Annotated in this window: 14 protein-coding genes; 4 read left to right on the top strand and 10 right to left on the bottom strand. The window is 69.4% G+C overall.

Annotation, left to right across the window (positions count from 1 at the left end; genetic code table 11):
* Positions 1 to 10 precede the first annotated feature (10 nt).
* Positions 11 to 1,615 carry a DUF222 domain-containing protein gene (locus OG817_RS41810; RefSeq protein WP_406050550.1) on the top strand — a complete coding sequence of 535 codons (1,605 nt, stop codon included), beginning with the start codon at positions 11 to 13 and terminating at the stop codon, positions 1,613 to 1,615.
* Between the two features lie 118 nt (positions 1,616 to 1,733).
* Here the strand turns inward: OG817_RS41810 and hemB are convergent, their stop codons facing one another.
* From hemB to OG817_RS41775, 7 genes are all read right to left on the bottom strand, one after another.
* Complete coding sequence (hemB, locus tag OG817_RS41805; protein WP_406050548.1) at positions 1,734 to 2,720, bottom strand: porphobilinogen synthase; 987 nt, start codon at positions 2,718 to 2,720, stop codon at positions 1,734 to 1,736.
* 4 nt (positions 2,721 to 2,724) lie between these two features.
* Positions 2,725 to 4,395: a uroporphyrinogen-III synthase gene (locus OG817_RS41800; protein ID WP_396392540.1), complete on the bottom strand. Its 1,671-nt coding sequence runs from the start codon at positions 4,393 to 4,395 to the stop codon at positions 2,725 to 2,727.
* A gap of 89 nt (positions 4,396 to 4,484) precedes the next feature.
* On the bottom strand, positions 4,485 to 5,366 hold the full coding sequence (hemC, locus tag OG817_RS41795) for a hydroxymethylbilane synthase (RefSeq protein ID WP_406050545.1): 882 nt from the start codon (positions 5,364 to 5,366) through the stop codon (positions 4,485 to 4,487).
* Positions 5,363 to 6,646, bottom strand: coding sequence for a glutamyl-tRNA reductase (locus OG817_RS41790; protein WP_406050543.1), 1,284 nt, complete (start codon positions 6,644 to 6,646; stop codon positions 5,363 to 5,365). Before OG817_RS41790 ends, hemC begins: the two co-directional genes overlap by 4 nt.
* Positions 6,643 to 7,398 carry a redox-sensing transcriptional repressor Rex gene (locus OG817_RS41785; protein WP_131360150.1) on the bottom strand — a complete coding sequence of 252 codons (756 nt, stop codon included), beginning with the start codon at positions 7,396 to 7,398 and terminating at the stop codon, positions 6,643 to 6,645. The genes OG817_RS41790 and OG817_RS41785 overlap by 4 nt, the downstream gene beginning before the upstream one ends.
* 109 nt (positions 7,399 to 7,507) lie before the next feature.
* Positions 7,508 to 7,744: a glutaredoxin family protein gene (locus OG817_RS41780; protein ID WP_406050541.1), complete on the bottom strand. Its 237-nt coding sequence runs from the start codon at positions 7,742 to 7,744 to the stop codon at positions 7,508 to 7,510.
* Positions 7,741 to 9,192: a class I adenylate-forming enzyme family protein gene (locus tag OG817_RS41775; RefSeq protein ID WP_406050540.1), complete on the bottom strand. Its 1,452-nt coding sequence runs from the start codon at positions 9,190 to 9,192 to the stop codon at positions 7,741 to 7,743. Before OG817_RS41775 ends, OG817_RS41780 begins: the two co-directional genes overlap by 4 nt.
* Positions 9,193 to 9,558: 366 nt before the next feature.
* Here OG817_RS41775 and OG817_RS41770 point away from each other — a divergent pair, with 366 nt between their 5' ends.
* Positions 9,559 to 10,131, top strand: a complete 573-nt coding sequence (locus OG817_RS41770; RefSeq protein WP_238162892.1) for a sigma-70 family RNA polymerase sigma factor — start codon at positions 9,559 to 9,561, stop codon at positions 10,129 to 10,131.
* A 209-nt stretch (positions 10,132 to 10,340) separates the two neighbouring features.
* Positions 10,341 to 11,420 carry a DUF5667 domain-containing protein gene (locus tag OG817_RS41765; protein WP_406050538.1) on the top strand — a complete coding sequence of 360 codons (1,080 nt, stop codon included), beginning with the start codon at positions 10,341 to 10,343 and terminating at the stop codon, positions 11,418 to 11,420.
* Between the two features lie 67 nt (positions 11,421 to 11,487).
* Here OG817_RS41765 and OG817_RS41760 read toward each other — a convergent pair whose 3' ends face one another.
* The 3 genes from OG817_RS41760 to OG817_RS41750 form a co-directional block, all read right to left on the bottom strand.
* The gene (locus tag OG817_RS41760; protein WP_406050536.1) at positions 11,488 to 12,576 is read right to left on the bottom strand and encodes a lysophospholipid acyltransferase family protein; all 1,089 of its coding nucleotides are present in this window, start codon (positions 12,574 to 12,576) and stop codon (positions 11,488 to 11,490) included.
* Positions 12,569 to 13,561: an NAD-dependent epimerase/dehydratase family protein gene (locus tag OG817_RS41755; RefSeq protein WP_396393000.1), complete on the bottom strand. Its 993-nt coding sequence runs from the start codon at positions 13,559 to 13,561 to the stop codon at positions 12,569 to 12,571. Before OG817_RS41755 ends, OG817_RS41760 begins: the two co-directional genes overlap by 8 nt.
* Before the next feature lie 82 nt (positions 13,562 to 13,643).
* Positions 13,644 to 13,745, bottom strand: coding sequence for a 30S ribosomal protein bS22 (locus OG817_RS41750; protein WP_008356322.1), 102 nt, complete (start codon positions 13,743 to 13,745; stop codon positions 13,644 to 13,646).
* Positions 13,746 to 13,856: 111 nt separating this feature from the next.
* On the opposite strand from OG817_RS41750, the gene OG817_RS41745 reads away from it, so the two are divergent.
* Complete coding sequence (locus OG817_RS41745) at positions 13,857 to 14,528, top strand: class I SAM-dependent methyltransferase (protein ID WP_406050534.1); 672 nt, start codon at positions 13,857 to 13,859, stop codon at positions 14,526 to 14,528.
* Positions 14,529 to 14,562: the final 34 nt, after the last annotated feature.

Raw genomic sequence — 14,562 nt, 5'->3', positions numbered from 1 at the left:
AGTCCTTGGCATGGAGATCCTCGGCGAACGACCCTTCTGGTCGATGAGCGACAGCGAGAAGCTGTCGGCTCTCGACGCAGTGGTCGCCGGGGTGGCTCGGCTGGAGACGATCAAGTGGCAGCTGATCGCCGGCCTCGACCAATCCGGGTACGCCAAGGACCTCGGCGCCGGTGACACCGCCCGCCTGCTGTCCCAGCGCTACCGCATCGACGCGACCGAAGCTCACCGGGACGTCCGCGTCGCCAGCCGTCTGACCAGGCACCCCGCCACCACGGCCGCTCTCCCTGACCCGAGCGTCCCCTTCGCCAACCCGACCACCGCCCATCCTGCAGCCAGTGAGACTGAGGCACTCAGCGACCCGGACGGCTCCACGGCTGGAGCCTGGCGCGTCCATCCCGCGCAGGCCGAGGCGATCATGTCGGTCATGGCCAGGCTGCCCTCAACGGTGCCTGCCGAGGACGTCGAGTTCGCCGAACGGCAACTGATCGGCCTGGCGGCCACCCACACGCCCTCCGCGCTACGCCGCGCAGGCAAGAAGATCCACGACATCCTCGACCCCGACGGCCCCGAACCGGACGAGCAGACGGCGTACGCCCGTGAATCCCTCACAATGAAAACCGCCGATCGCGGCGTGACCTTCCGTGGCTACCTGGCCAATGAGAACGCGGAACTGCTGCGCACCCTCATCCATGCCCAAGCCAGACCACACAAGACTGTCGACGGTGAGCTCGACCCGCGTCCTCGTGACAAGCGCCAGGCCGACGCCCTCACCACGGTCCTGAACACCGCCGCCACCGCACACCTGACAAGCGGTGCCGCCCGGCACACCGACCGTGCCACGAACCCCGCGTCGTCAGCTCCAACTCGGACCGGGGAGGGTGATGGTCCGGGTGTGGATGGCGGTCCGGGTGTGGACGGTGGTGGATTCGTGCCGGGGTTCGGCCCGAAGGCACAGCTCAGCGTGACCATCGACTTCGACGATCTCAAAGCCGCGACCGCGAACGCGACCGGTGCCCTGGTGTTCGGGGACAACCTGTCGGCCGGAGCCATCCGCCGCTTGGCCTGCGATGCCGAGATCCTCCCGATCGTGCTCGGCTCCAAGTCGCAGCCCCTCGACGTCGGCACCAGCCAACGCCTCGTCACCCGACCGATGCGGCGCGCGCTGAACGCCCGCGACAAGGGTTGCGTCGTGTGCGGCGCGCCGCCGATCCAGTGCGAGGCCCATCATGTCGTGCCGTGGCTGGAGGGTGGTGTGACTGCCGTGTCGAACCTGGTACTGCTCTGCAAGCGCCACCACAACGACCTGCACTCCGGCCATTGGCACATCCGCATCATCGACGGCATAGTCCGCGTCACCCGCCCCGCCTGGACCGGCGCCACCGCGATCCCACCAGGCAGATACCGACCGCCCGTCGCTCCCCCAACTCACCAACCCACAAGCTCAACCCATGCGTCGACCCATGGAACGACGGCCCCGAGCCCGCCGTACACACGTCCACGCCACCTCCACCCACGTCCGGCGCGCCCCCACCCTTCAATCCGTGGGACGACGACACCTTCACGGCGACCGACGCCCGGCGCCCCGCGTGAACCATCACGCCTGATCCGTCGGTGATGCAGTTGCTGAGAGCAAGCACGCCAGACGTTTCACATGCCGAGCCAACACATGCCGCCCAGCGGAGACACGGGTAGGCCGGAGTGGGCGCGACGTGCGCGGGGTGGACCTCGGTGGGTCAGTGGTGGTTCAGGAGGTGTACGGCTTCTGCTGCCCAGTAGGTGAGGATGGTGTCGGCGCCGGCCCGGCGGATGGAGGTCAGGGTCTCCAGGATTGCGCGGTCGCGGTCGATCCAGCCGTTGGCGGCTGCGGCCTCGACCATCGCGTATTCGCCGGAGATGTTGTACGCCGCGACCGGGACGTTCACGTGGTCGCGGACCTGGCGGATGATGTCGAGGTACGCCAGGGCCGGCTTCACCATCACGATGTCGGCGCCTTCGGCGATGTCGAGGTCGACCTCGCGGATCGCGTCGCGGGCGTTCGCGCTGTCCTGCTGGTACGTCTTCCGGTCGCCCTGCAGCGACGAGTCCACCGCCTCGCGGAACGGACCGAAGAACGCGGACGCGTACTTCACGGCGTACGCCAGGATGACCGTGTCCAGGTGACCGGCCGCGTCGAGCGCCGTACGGATCGCGCCGACCTGGCCGTCCATCATCCCGGACGGGCCGACCACGTGCGCGCCGGCGGAAGCCTGCGCGACGCCCATCTCCGCGTAGATCGACAGCGTCGCGTCGTTGTCCACGCGACCGGAGGAGTCGAGTACGCCGCAATGCCCGTGCGAGGTGAACTCGTCCAGGCATAGGTCCGACATCACCAGCAACGCGTCGCCGGCCTCCGAGACAGCGTCCCGGATCGCGACGTTGAGGATCCCGTCCGGATCCAGCGAACCAGACCCGACCTCGTCCTTGACGGCAGGGATGCCGAACAGCATCACGCCGCCGAGTCCGAGCTGAGCCGCCTCGGCGATCGCCTTCCGCGCGGTGTCGCGGGTGTGCTGCACGACGCCCGGCATGGACTTGATCGCGATCGGCTCCCGGGCGCCTTCCCGGATGAACATCGGCAGGATCAGCTGCCGCGGCTCCAGCGTGGTCTCCGCGACCAGCCTGCGCACCGCCGCCGACGACCGAAGCCGCCGCGGCCTGACCTCCGGGAAACCACCAGACACGGACCTAGCTCTTCCTGCGTGAGCCCGAGCGCCGCTCGGACGGGCGGGTGACCGGTTCCCCGGCCTCGACCATGGTGTCACGCCGGTCCGCACCGAACCGGGCGAGGGCGTCGGCCAGCTCCTCGGCGGCCGGCGTCTCGGCCATCGCGTCGACCCGCAGGCCGTGCTCCTCGGCCGTCTTCAGCGTGGCCGGGCCGATGACCGCGATCACCGTGGACGCGTGCGGCTTGCCGGCGATGCCGACCAGGTTGCGCACCGTCGAGGAGGAGGTGAACACCACCGCGTCGAACTTGCCGGACTTGATCGCCTCGCGGGTCGGCGCGGGCGGCGGCGCGGCCCGGACGGTCCGGTACGCCGTCACGTCGTCGACCTCCCAGCCGAGATCGGTCAGGCCCGCGACCAGCGTCTCGGTGGCGATGTCCGCGCGCGGCAGGAACACCCGGTTGATCGGGTCCAGCACCTCGTCGAACGGCGGCCAGTCCTCGACCAGGCCGGCGGCCGACTGCTCGCCGGACGGGACCAGGTCCGGACGGATGCCCCAGGCACCGATCGCCTCGGCGGTCTTGTCGCCGACCGCGGCGATCTTCAGCCCGGAGAACGCCCGCGCGTCCAGGCCGTACTCGTCGAACTTCTCCCGGACCGCCTTGACCGCGTTGACCGAGGTGAACGCGACCCACTCGTACCGGCCCTCGACCAGGCCACGGATGGCCTTGTCCATCTGCTGCGGGTTGCGCGGCGGCTCGACCGAGATCGTCGGGACCTCTTCGGGCATCGCGCCGTAGCGGCGAAGCCGATCCATCAGGGGCCCGGCCTGGTCCTTGGTGCGCGGCACCAGGATCCGCCAGCCGAACAGCGGCTTGGTCTCGAACCAGGACAGCGCCTCGCGCTGCTCGACCACGGCACCGACCACGATCACGGCCTCGCCGGTCACCTTGGCCGCGCGCAGGTCAGCGACGATCGTCTCCAAGGTCCCGACCACACTGGTCTGTGCGGTCGTCGTCCCGCCGACGGTCACCGCGACCGGCGTGCTGCCGTCGAAGCCGGACTCGATCAGAGCGTTGGCGGTGTCCTTCAGAACGTCCACAGCGTTCAGCAGCACCAGCGTCTGCTTCGGGTTCAGCCGGCCGAGGTCGAGCTTGGCCTCGGCCAGGTCGAGCACGGTGACCTCGCGGTCACCCTTCATCGTCAGCGGGATACCGGCGTACGTCGGAACGGCGCTGACCTCGCTGACACCGGGGATGACGTTGAAGCCGATGCCGGCCTTCCGGCACGCGGACGCCTCCTCGGCTCCGCTGGAGAAGGTGAACGGGTCGCCGGTGAGCAGGCGGACCACGTTCGCCGAGGTCTTGGCCGTCTTCACCACGAGTCGGGCCCGGGCGGCGACCTTCAGTGCCCGGCTGCCCTCGGCGCCGGAACCGTCGATCACCTCGACGCCCGGCCGGCAGTACGCCAGGAACGCGTTGTGCTCGGGGCCCTCGACAACGACCGCGTCGGCGTTCGCCAGTACGTCGCGGCCGGCCAGGGTCAGCAAGGACGGGTCACCCGGCCCGACGCCGACGAACGTGACATGGCCGAGTGGTCTGGTCTGCTTGACCGTGCTGGTGGCGGCGGCCTTCGCCGGCACTTTCTGAGGTGTGCTGGATGCTGCGGTGGCCGCTGTCTTCGCGCTGCTCACGTCTGCCTTCGCCCTCGTCCTCGTCCTGCTCGTCTTGTGCGCCGTCTCATGGGCCCCCTTGTGGGCGGCCGTCGTTCCCCGTGCCGGTGTCATGTTCGCTCCAGCAACTCGTTCGCCAGCGCTTTGCCCAGGGCCACCGGATCGTCCACCGGCCCGTTCGCGGAGAGCCGCCGTACGCCGTCGTCCTGGCCGAGCGCGCCCCGCAGCCACAGCTCGGGGCCGTCCTCACCGTCGACCACCTCGGCGAGTGCACCGACCGGAGCCGTGCAGCCTGCCTCGAGCGTGGCCAGCAGTTGCCGTTCCGCCGTGACCGCGGCCCGGGTGGCCGCATCGTCCAGCGGAGCCAGGGCGGCCAGCACCTCGGTGTCACCCGCCCGGCATTCGATGCCCAGGGCACCTTGTCCCGGTGCGGGCAGGACCTGGATCGGATCCAGGGTCTCGGTCACCTCGGCGAGCCGTCCCAACCGGGACAACCCTGCCCTCGCGAGGACCACCGCGTCCAATTTGCCGTCGGTGACCATCCCGATCCGGGTGTCCACGTTGCCGCGGATCCCGGTGCATTCGATGCCGAGGCCGAGCGCATCGAGCTGCGCCACCCGGCGAGCCGCGCCGGTGCCGACGAGCGCACCCGATGGCAGCTCTCCCAGGGTGAGCCCGTCGCGGGCGACCAGCACGTCGCGTGGGTCCTCGCGGACCGGGATGGCACCCATGGCCAGGCCCTCGAGTGGTTGGGTCGGCAGATCCTTCAACGAGTGCACGGCGATGTCGATCTCGTCGGCCAGCAAGGCGTCGCGCAGTGCGCTGACGAAGATGCCGGTACCGCCGATCTGCTCCACCGGCGCCCTGTTGACGTCCCCGGTCGTGACGATCGGCACCAGCTCGACTTCGTGGCCGAGCTCGCGCAGCCAGTCGGCGACCATGGTTGCCTGTACGGTCGCCAGCGCGGACCGCCGGGTGCCGAGCCTGATCATGCGTGCTCACCTCCGGGCGCCTTCGGCGTGGTCACCGCGTCGACCGTCGCCTGATCGAGGGCGAAGAGTTCGCGCAGTGCGTTCGCGTACGTCGGCCCGCCCGGATCAGCGGCGAGCTCTTTCACCCGAACCGTCGGGTTGTGCAGCACCTTGTCGACCACGCGGCGGATCGTCCGGGTGACCTCTTCCCGCTGGACGTCGTCCAGGCCGGGCAGCCTGCGCTCCAGCCGGGCCAGCTCGGAGTCGACCAGCTCGGTCGCCATCGCCCGCAGCGCGACGACCGTCGGCGCGACCGACGCGGCCCGCCGGGTCGCCTCGAACGCCCCGGTCTCCTCGCTGACGATCCGGCGTACCTCGTCGATGTCGGCCTCACTGCCGCCGGACGTCCCTGCGATGTCGGCGAGGGTGACCAGCGTGACGCCCGGGATGCGCGCGGCCTCAGGAGCCACGTCTCGCGGCAGAGCGACGTCCAGTACGCCGAACGGCTGCCCGTCCGTCGCGTTCCGGATCATCTCCTCGGTCAGTACGACGCCCCGCGCACCGGTGCAGGACACGACCAGCTCGGCCTCGGCCAGCGCGTCGGGCACGTTCGCGAGCTGGATCGCCGTACCGCCGACCCGCTCGGCCAGCGCGACCGCGCGGTCGTAGTTGCGGTTGGCAATGGTCACGCTCTTCGCGCCGCCGTTGAGCAGCGTCTGCGCGGCCAGCGAGGCCATCGAGCCGGCGCCTACGACGAGCGCGCGGCGGCCTTCGAACCCGCCGAGAGCTTCCAGCCCGGCCGACACGACCGAGCGCCCGGCCGAGTCGATGCCGGTCTCGGCGTGCGCCCGCTTGCCGACCCGCAACGCGTGCTGGAGCAGGGCGTTCAGGTCGGTGCCGATGGTCTCCAGGTCCTGGCCGACGCGCAGCGTTTCCTTCACCTGGCCGAGGATCTGGCTCTCGCCGACGACCATCGAGTCCAGCCCGACCGCGACCTGGAACAGGTGTGCGACGGCACCTTCCTCGAAGTGCACGTAGAGGTGCTCGGCCAGATCCAGCAGCGGGACGCCGGTGACGTCGGACAGGATCGCGGTGACCTCGTCCATACCCGCGTGGAAGCGGTCGACGGTCGCGTAGACCTCGGTCCGGTTGCAGGTGGCGATCACCGCGGACTCGGCGACGGCCGGACTGTTCTTGACCGCCAGGGCCAGCTTGGTCGCCGCGTCCGGATCGAGCGCCACGCGCTCGAGGACGTTGATGTCAGCTGAGCGGTGGCTGATACCGACGACCAAGTAGCTCATGCCCCGACACCTCCGCCCACGCTCGGCAGATCCGTCAGACCGTTCATCGCTGGTAGCTCGGGCACCTGGGGGAGCGCCGCCTCTCCGGACTTTCGTTGTTCGTGGTACGCCAGGATCTGCAACTCGATCGAGAGGTCCACCTTGCGGATGTCGACACCGGTGGGCACGGACAGCACCACCGGCGCGAAGTTCAGGATGCTGGTCACCCCGGCGGCGACCAACCGGTCGCACACCCCCTGGGCCGGACCGGCGGGAGTGGTGATGACGCCGATCGAGACCCGGTCGGCCTTGACGATGTCCTCCAGCTCGGCGAAGTCGCGGACCTCCATGTCGCCGATCCGCTCGCCGATCAGGTTCGGGTCGGCATCCAGCAGCGCCACGATCCGGAACCCGCGGGTGCCGAAACCGGAGTAGTTCGCCAGCGCGTGGCCCAGGTTTCCGATCCCGACGATGACGACGGCCCAGTCCTGGGTGACACCGATCTCACGGGCGATCTGGTACCGCAGGTACTCGACGTCGTACCCGACGCCGCGGGTGCCGTACGAGCCCAGGTAGGACAGATCCTTGCGCAGCTTGGCCGAGTTGACTCCGGCGGCGGTGGCCAGGTCCTCACTCGAGGCGGTCGCGATACCGCTGTCCGACAGTGCGGTCAGGGCCCGCAGGTAGACCGGCAAGCGCGCGACAGTCGCCTCGGGGATACCGCGTTCGGTTCTCGTCGGCGGGCCCGGTCGACGGCTGCTGGCACGCGTCACAATTCTCCTGGGAACGGTTGCTCGGCCGCGGTCTGACGGCCGGCGGCCCGTTCCTTACTCTAGGAGCTTGTGAACGTGAGAACAAAATCGGCGAGAGTGACCCAGCGCACTACGCGGTCAAGGCCTTCGTGAGTCTCGCCGGGTCGACGCGCCAGAAGTCGTGCTGCTTGCCGTCCACGAACGTGACCGGGATCTGTTCGCCGTACTCCGTGAACAGCCGCGCGTCCTGGGTGATGTCGACCTCGGTCCACTCCACCCCGAGCTCGGCACAGACCGCGCGGACGATCTCCCGGGCGTCGTCACACAGGTGACAGCCGGGCTTCCCGTACAGCGTGACCCTGCTCACCGGTCCGCCTCCCGGAGCCGGCCCTTGGCGACCTTGCCGGTGACCGAGTGCGGCAGATGGTCGACCACCTCGATCTCCACCGGGCACTTGAACCTGGCCAGCCGCGTCCCGGCGTACTCCCGGACCTCGGCGGTGTCGACGGTCGCGCCGGCCTGCGGTACGACGAACGCCTTCACCCCTTCGCCGGTCTCCTCGGACGGTACGCCGATGACCGCGGCCTCACGGACCCCGGGCGCACCGACCAGCACCTCCTCGACCTCGCTCGGGAAGACGTTGAACCCGGACACGATGATCAACTCGCGGAGCCGGTCGACCAGGAACAGGTCGCCGTCGGAATCCAGGAAACCGACGTCGCCGGTGCGGTACCACCCGTCGCGGTCCGGGCCTTCGGCACCGTCCGGCCAGTAGCCGGAGAACAGGTTGCCGCCGCGGATCACGATCTCGCCGGGGTCGTCGCCCTCGACGTCCTCGCCCTGCTCGTCGGCGATCCGGAGCTCGACGTTCGGCAGCGGACGGCCGACCGAGCCGGGCTTCGGCTCGCTCTCCCCCAGCGTGGTGGTGACACCGGGCGAAGCCTCGGTCAGGCCGTAGCCCTGGTGCACGAACTTGCCGGTCTCACGCTCGAACCGGTCCGCCATCTCGCGGTCGAGGGTGGACGCGCCGGTCAGCACGACCTTGATCGTCTTCAGCGCGTCCCGCAGGTCCGATCGGGCCAGCAGGGCATTCAGCGCCGGCGGCGCGAGTGGCAGCCGCGTCACGCCGTACTTGCCGATCAGGTCGAGCGTGTGAGCGGGGTCGAACCGCTGGTCGATCACGAGCGCGGCGCCGGTGGCGACGGCCCAGCCCAGTACGGCGTTCAGCCCGAACGCGTGGAACATCGGCAGGACCCCGAGGACGACGTCCTCCGGGCCCATCCGGTCCTCGCCGAGCTCGGAAAGATTCTTCACGTTCGCAGCCAGGGCCCGATGGCTGAGCATCGCCGCCCGCGGATCGCCACTGGTTCCGGACGTGTACAGCAGGACCGCGAGTGTCTCAGGGTCGATCGACGGAAGTAACGGAGCGTCACCCTGGAGCGCGCCCGGACGCACCGTCCGGACCCCCTCGCCGACCTTCGCCGCAAGGTCCCCGTCGGTGACCGCGAGACGGGCTCCGGAGTGCTTCAGGACGGCCGCGATCTCGGGCTCGGTCAGCCCGGTGTTCAGCGGTACGGCGACCAGCCCGGCGCGGAGAATCCCCAGGTAGGACGTGACGAACTCGATGCTGTTGGCCATCAGCAGGACGACCCGGTACCCGGGCACCAGGCCGGCCGCGGCGAACCCCTGCGCGGTCGCGCCGACGATCTCGTCGAGTTCGCGCCAGGTCAGCCGCCGGTCGCCGTCGACCAGCGCCAGACGTTCACCGTGACGTTGCGCTGTGTCACGAAGAATGTCAGTGAAATTGAAGTTCACCAGGCGAGTCTGCCATGTCGCCGGTGCGTGCTTCCGGCACGGTTGGGGCGTTCGGCTCGCTCAGATCGGTTGCAGCAGAGCGTGACGGGCGATATACAGGTGAACTCGTGGGCGAGCTTCTGCTGAACCTCACACTGCAGAAACCGTCCAGCCGGGGTTCCTATGCGCAATTACCCCCGGCAGCAGGCTGCGCCGTTGTCCGGTGCCGGCCCGCTGGCGCATTCGTGACGACTCGGACCGGACGGAAGGCGGCACGCCTCAGGCTGTTGACAGCGAGTGCTTAAGGCATAACGCTCGGTGCTGTCTCAGCCGCTGTGGCCATTCGCGGATGTGTCAGACGACGTGTCAGTTGAACGGGGAGAAATCTTGACGACGCCGGAGCCAAGCCCGGACGGGATGAGACGTGCGGAGCTCGTCGATCGCGCCCAGGCCGGGGACGTCGGTGCCTTCGGTGAGCTGTACGACGAGTACTCGCTCACCGTCTATCGCTACATCTACGCACGGGTGTCGTCCTCGGCACTCGCCGAGGACCTGACCAGCGAGACGTTCGTCCGGGCGCTGCGCGCACTGGACTCGTTCCGCTGGCAGGGCCGGGACTTCGGCGCCTGGCTGGTGACGATCGCCCGGAACCTGATCACCGACCACTACAAGTCCGGCCGGGTCCGGCTCGAGGTGGTCACGGACGAGATCGAGACGCACGACCGGCAGACCGAGGGGCCGGAGGTCGACGTACTGGCCGCCGCCACCGCCGAGGTCCTGCGGGACGCCGTCGCGGCCTTGCCCGAGGAGCAACGCGACTGCCTGACGATGCGATTCTTCGCCGGATTGTCGATCGCGGAAACGGCCAAGGCGCTGGAGAAGTCCGAAGGCGCCGTCAAGCAACTGCAACTGAGGGCCGTACGGCACTTGGCGAAGGTTATCCCCAAGGACTTGAGGTGAGGAGGATGACAACGAATGTCTTTCGTAACCCGTCAGCGAGTTTCCTCGTTCTCCTTCGTGAGGACCTGTCGGTGACCCCGGCTGGCCATTGAGGAGAACGAGAACACATGAGTGACCTACACAGGGCTCGAGCGCGCGCGGAGTCATTCGCGCACGCCGTCGATCACGGGCCCCGTCACTCTTCGCGACTGAGCGATGACCCGGAGCTTGTGGAGGCTGTGGAGCTGGTCGGACGGCTGAGGACCGCCGGCGCAGTGGCACCGCGTCCGGAGTTCAGTGCCGAGCTACGGCACCGCCTGATGGAACAGGCGGCTGCCCGCGCGGCGACGACTCCGATGGTGGTGCACAGCACTCCCGACGGTCCGGACGACCCGCCGACCCGCGAGGACGTCGACGCGTCCGTGACACCTATCCGCCATCGTCACGGCCGGCGCATCCGGCTCGTGGCCAGTACCGCCGCGCTGGTCCTGCTCGGGGGTGGCATCGGTTCCGCCGCGGCCGCTCAGCAGGCGATGCCCGGCGACACCTTGTACGGGATGAAGCGCAGCATCGAGAACGTGGCCACCAACGTGGGCGTCGGGGACGACTCCCGCGGCCGGCGCGATCTCGAGCACGCGATGACCCGACTGTCCGAGGTCCGCGCGCTGGCCGAGCACGGCGGCGACGTGGGCACGATCAACGGCACTCTGGACGACTTCTCGGCGCAGGCCCGCAAAGGCGTGTCCCGCCTGGTCGCGTCGTACCAGCAGGACGGCGACGAGGGTTCGATCACGGCGATCACCACCTTCATCACGAACGCCCGCCAGGCTCTTGGTGAGCTCGCGCCGAAACTGCCCGCGGAGTCGCTGAAGTCCGCCGTGGAGGCGCTGGCCACGATCGAGCAACTGGCCCAGCACACCACGGCCGCCTGCCCGAAGTGCGATCAGCCGAAGCCGGCCAAGGGCACCCAGCCTGCCGGTCCGAGCGTAGGCACCGAGCCGAGCAATCCGTCCAACGGATCGCCCAGTTCGAAGTCGTCCACCGCGCCGGCGCCTGGTGCGTCCACGCAGCCGAGTGGGTCGCCGGCCAAGCTGCCGAACACCACGATCGTCGAGGAGTCCAACACTCCCCCGCCGAGTCTGAAGACGCCCCCGAAGCCCAACACCCCGAACTCGTCGACGACCCCCACGATCGTCCCGAGCCTCCCGCCAGGCACACCGTCGTGGCCCTGGCCCTTCCCGACCCTCAGCATCCCGACTCTCATCAATCTCCCCGGCGTCGTCCAGACCTTGCTCCCACCCTGGAAGTAGGCCTCAGACGCACAGAAGCCCGGCATACACGATGTGCCGGGCTTCTTCTGTGCTCGCCGGGATGCTGTCAGAAGAAGACTGAGCGGCGTCGCATCAGCAGTGTGTAGAGGGTCTGCTGGATGGTTTCGCGGACCTGGTCGGTGACGTTGAAAACGAGCATCGGGTCGTCGGCGGCGCCGTCGGGGAACTCGTCGGTCCGGATCGGCTCGCCGAACTCGATCAGCCACTTGGACGGGAGTGGGATCAGCCCCAGCGGTCCGAGCAGCGGGAAGAACGGCGTGATCGGGATGTACGGAACGCCGAGCAACCGCGCCAGCGACGCGATGTTGCCGACCAGTGGGTAGATCTCCTCGGCGCCGACGATCGAGCATGGAATGATCGGTACGCCGGTCCGCATCGCGGCGCTGACGAACCCGCCCCGCCCGAAGCGCTGGAGTTTGTACCGCTCGGAGAACGGCTTGCCGAGACCTTTGAACCCCTCCGGCCAGACACCGACCAGATTGCCCTGCCGCAGCAGCCGCTCGGCGTCGTCGTTGCTCGCCAGCGTCGCCCCGCCCTTGCGGGCCAGCTCCCCGACGAACGGCGTCTGGAACACGAGATCCGCCGCGAGCGTGCGCAGCGGCCGGTTCGTGTGATCCGAGACGACCACCTGGGTGACCAGCCCGTCGAGCGGCATCGTGCCGGAGTGGTTCGCGACCACCAGGGCGCTGCCGGTCTCCGGGATGTTCTCGATCCCCCGCACCTCGACCCGGAACCACTTCTCCACCATCGGCCGCAGCATCGGCAGCAGTACCTGGTCGGTCAGGTCGGAGTCGTACCCGAACTCGTCGAGCTCGTACTCCCCGCTCACCCGCCGCCGCAGGAACGCGAGCCACTCCGCGACCCGCCGCTCCCCGTCCTCGCCGAACAGCTCGCGCACGACCCGCTCGAGTCCCGCGAAGTCCAGCGGTGCCGCCTCGACCACCGGCTCCTGCGGTCGCGGTCCGGCCTCGACCGGCTCCGCCGCGGGCGGCTCCACCGACCGCTTGCCCGTCTTCTTCAACCGCGTTCCGGGCCCCGCGAGTGCGCGAGCAGCCGCGGACGGCGTCGTACGGCGGCCTGATCCGCGGCCCGGACGTCCGCCGGCACCGATCGGGATGACCTCCGCGTCAACCACGCAACGCTCCCAGTCCGGCCGTCAGCAGCGACGCCGCGCGGGCGACCGCGCCGGGGCCGAGCGAGTCACGGAAGTCGTCGAAGGCGGCCGCGGTCGTGTACTTCGGCTCGAACCCGAACTCGGACCGCATCCGGGTGGTGTCCACCGCGCGGCCGTAGGTCAGGAAGGTGATCTGGTCCGGCGAGAAGTCCGCGAGCCGGGCCCGGCGTACGGCGGCCGCCGTACCGGACGCGGTGAAGGACGGCAGCCGGAGCGCGGGACGGCCGAGTTTGCGGATCGCCTGGGACAGCGAGAGCACTCCGTCGCCGGCCAGGTTGAAGGTCCCGGGCAGGTCGTTCACGGTGGCGTGGTGGATCGCCTCGACGCCGTCGTCCTCGTGCAGGAACTGCAGGCGGGCGTCGTACCCGAAGACGGTCGGTACGACGGGCATCGCGAAGTACCGGGTGATCGGGGAGTCGGTCCTGGGGCCGATCCAGTTCGCCATCCGGAGCGTGGAGACGCGGACGTCGGGGCGGCGCCGGGCGAAGCCGCGCACGTACCCCTCGACCTCGACCGCGTCCTTGCTCAGCCCGGTCTGGTGGATCGCCCGCGGCGCCATCTCCTCGGTGAACATGGCCGGATCCCGCGGACCGGCGCCGTACACCGTGGTCGACGACTTCACCACCAGCTTGGCCACGCCAGGCGCCTTCTGGCAGGCGGCGAGCAGCTGCATGGTGCCGATGACGTTGATCTCCTTCATCGACGAGCGGCCGCCGGCGCTACCGGGGGTGGCCACGACGCCGGTGTGGACGACCGTGTCGACGCCCTCGGCGGCGATCACCTTCGCGATCACGGGGTTGCGGATGTCGGCCCGAACGAACCGGACCCGGCCCAGCTCGGCCCGTGGCGGCACCACATCGACGCCGAGCACCGTGCCGATCGACGGATCGTCGGCCAGTCTGCGGGCACAGCGAGCACCGGCGTCCCGGGAGACGCCGGTCACCATCACTACCTGTGCCACGAGAAACCCCCAGCCAGACAGCAACCCCACAAGTGGCCGCGCCGGCCCCCGGCGCGGCGGGAACTGCTTACTTGCCGAGCTTGCGGCGCTGCACCCGCGTCTTCTTCAGCAGCTTGCGGTGCTTCTTCTTCGCCATACGCTTACGGCGCTTCTTGATAACAGAACCCACAGTGGACCATCCAAACTCAAAGAGAACGTCGGCAAAGCTTACCCGCAGGTCAGGCGGTGAACCTAAAGCAGCCTGCTTCGATAGGCTGGGCGGTGACCTGGGGAGGCGCCGATGACAAGCAGTACGACGGCCCGGTACGACGGTCTGGCCGACTGGTACGACGCGAAGTACGTGGCCGGAGCGGAACCACATCAGCCGGGTCTGCTCGAGCTCCTCGGGCCTGGATCCGGTCCCTGCCTGGACATCGGGTGTGGCACCGGGCGCAACTTCGAGACCATTCGGGCGAGTGGGCGCAGTGTGGTCGGGGTGGACTTCTCCGCCGACCAGTTGCGGCTGGCACGGAGCCGGACCGACGGTCCGCTGATGGTCGCGGACGCCGCCGGCCTCCCGTTCGCCGACGAGTCCTTCGGCACCGCGATGGTGATGTGGATCTCCACGGACGTGGATGACTTCGCCCAGGTCGTGCGCGAGGCCACGCGGGTGCTCCGGCCGGACGGGGTGCTCGTCGTGTACGGCGTACATCCGTGCTTCAACGGCCCGCACGTCGTCTGGAACGAGGACGGCAGCCGCCTCATCCACCCCTCCTACCGCCGGCTGGGCTGGCACGAGGAGTCGCCGTACTGGGGCGACGGGATCCGGCGTCACGTCGGCATGCACCACCTCACGCTCGCCGACTACCTGAACGCCTTCCTCACTACCGGCTTGACCCTCGAACGCTTCGAGGAACCGGACACAAGAGGCGTCCCCCACTCCCTCGCCGCCCGCGCTCGCCGCTCCACCTGACGAAAGGCTGTCGGTGCCGGCTGGTTGACTGGTC

This window comes from Kribbella sp. NBC_00889, from assembly GCF_045207705.1.
Classification (GTDB): domain Bacteria; phylum Actinomycetota; class Actinomycetes; order Propionibacteriales; family Kribbellaceae; genus Kribbella.
This window is presented reverse-complemented; position numbering and strand designations above follow the sequence as displayed.

Coding starts and splice junctions, on each gene's coding strand:
- hemC (WP_406050545.1), bottom strand. CDS start 5,366: ATGATCAGGCTCGGCACCCGGCGGTCCGCGCTGGCGACCGTACAGGCA.
- OG817_RS41810 (WP_406050550.1), top strand. CDS start 11: ATGGAGATCCTCGGCGAACGACCCTTCTGGTCGATGAGCGACAGCGAG.
- OG817_RS41755 (WP_396393000.1), bottom strand. CDS start 13,561: ATGGTGACCGGCGTCTCCCGGGACGCCGGTGCTCGCTGTGCCCGCAGA.
- OG817_RS41745 (WP_406050534.1), top strand. CDS start 13,857: ATGACAAGCAGTACGACGGCCCGGTACGACGGTCTGGCCGACTGGTAC.
- OG817_RS41790 (WP_406050543.1), bottom strand. CDS start 6,646: ATGAGCTACTTGGTCGTCGGTATCAGCCACCGCTCAGCTGACATCAAC.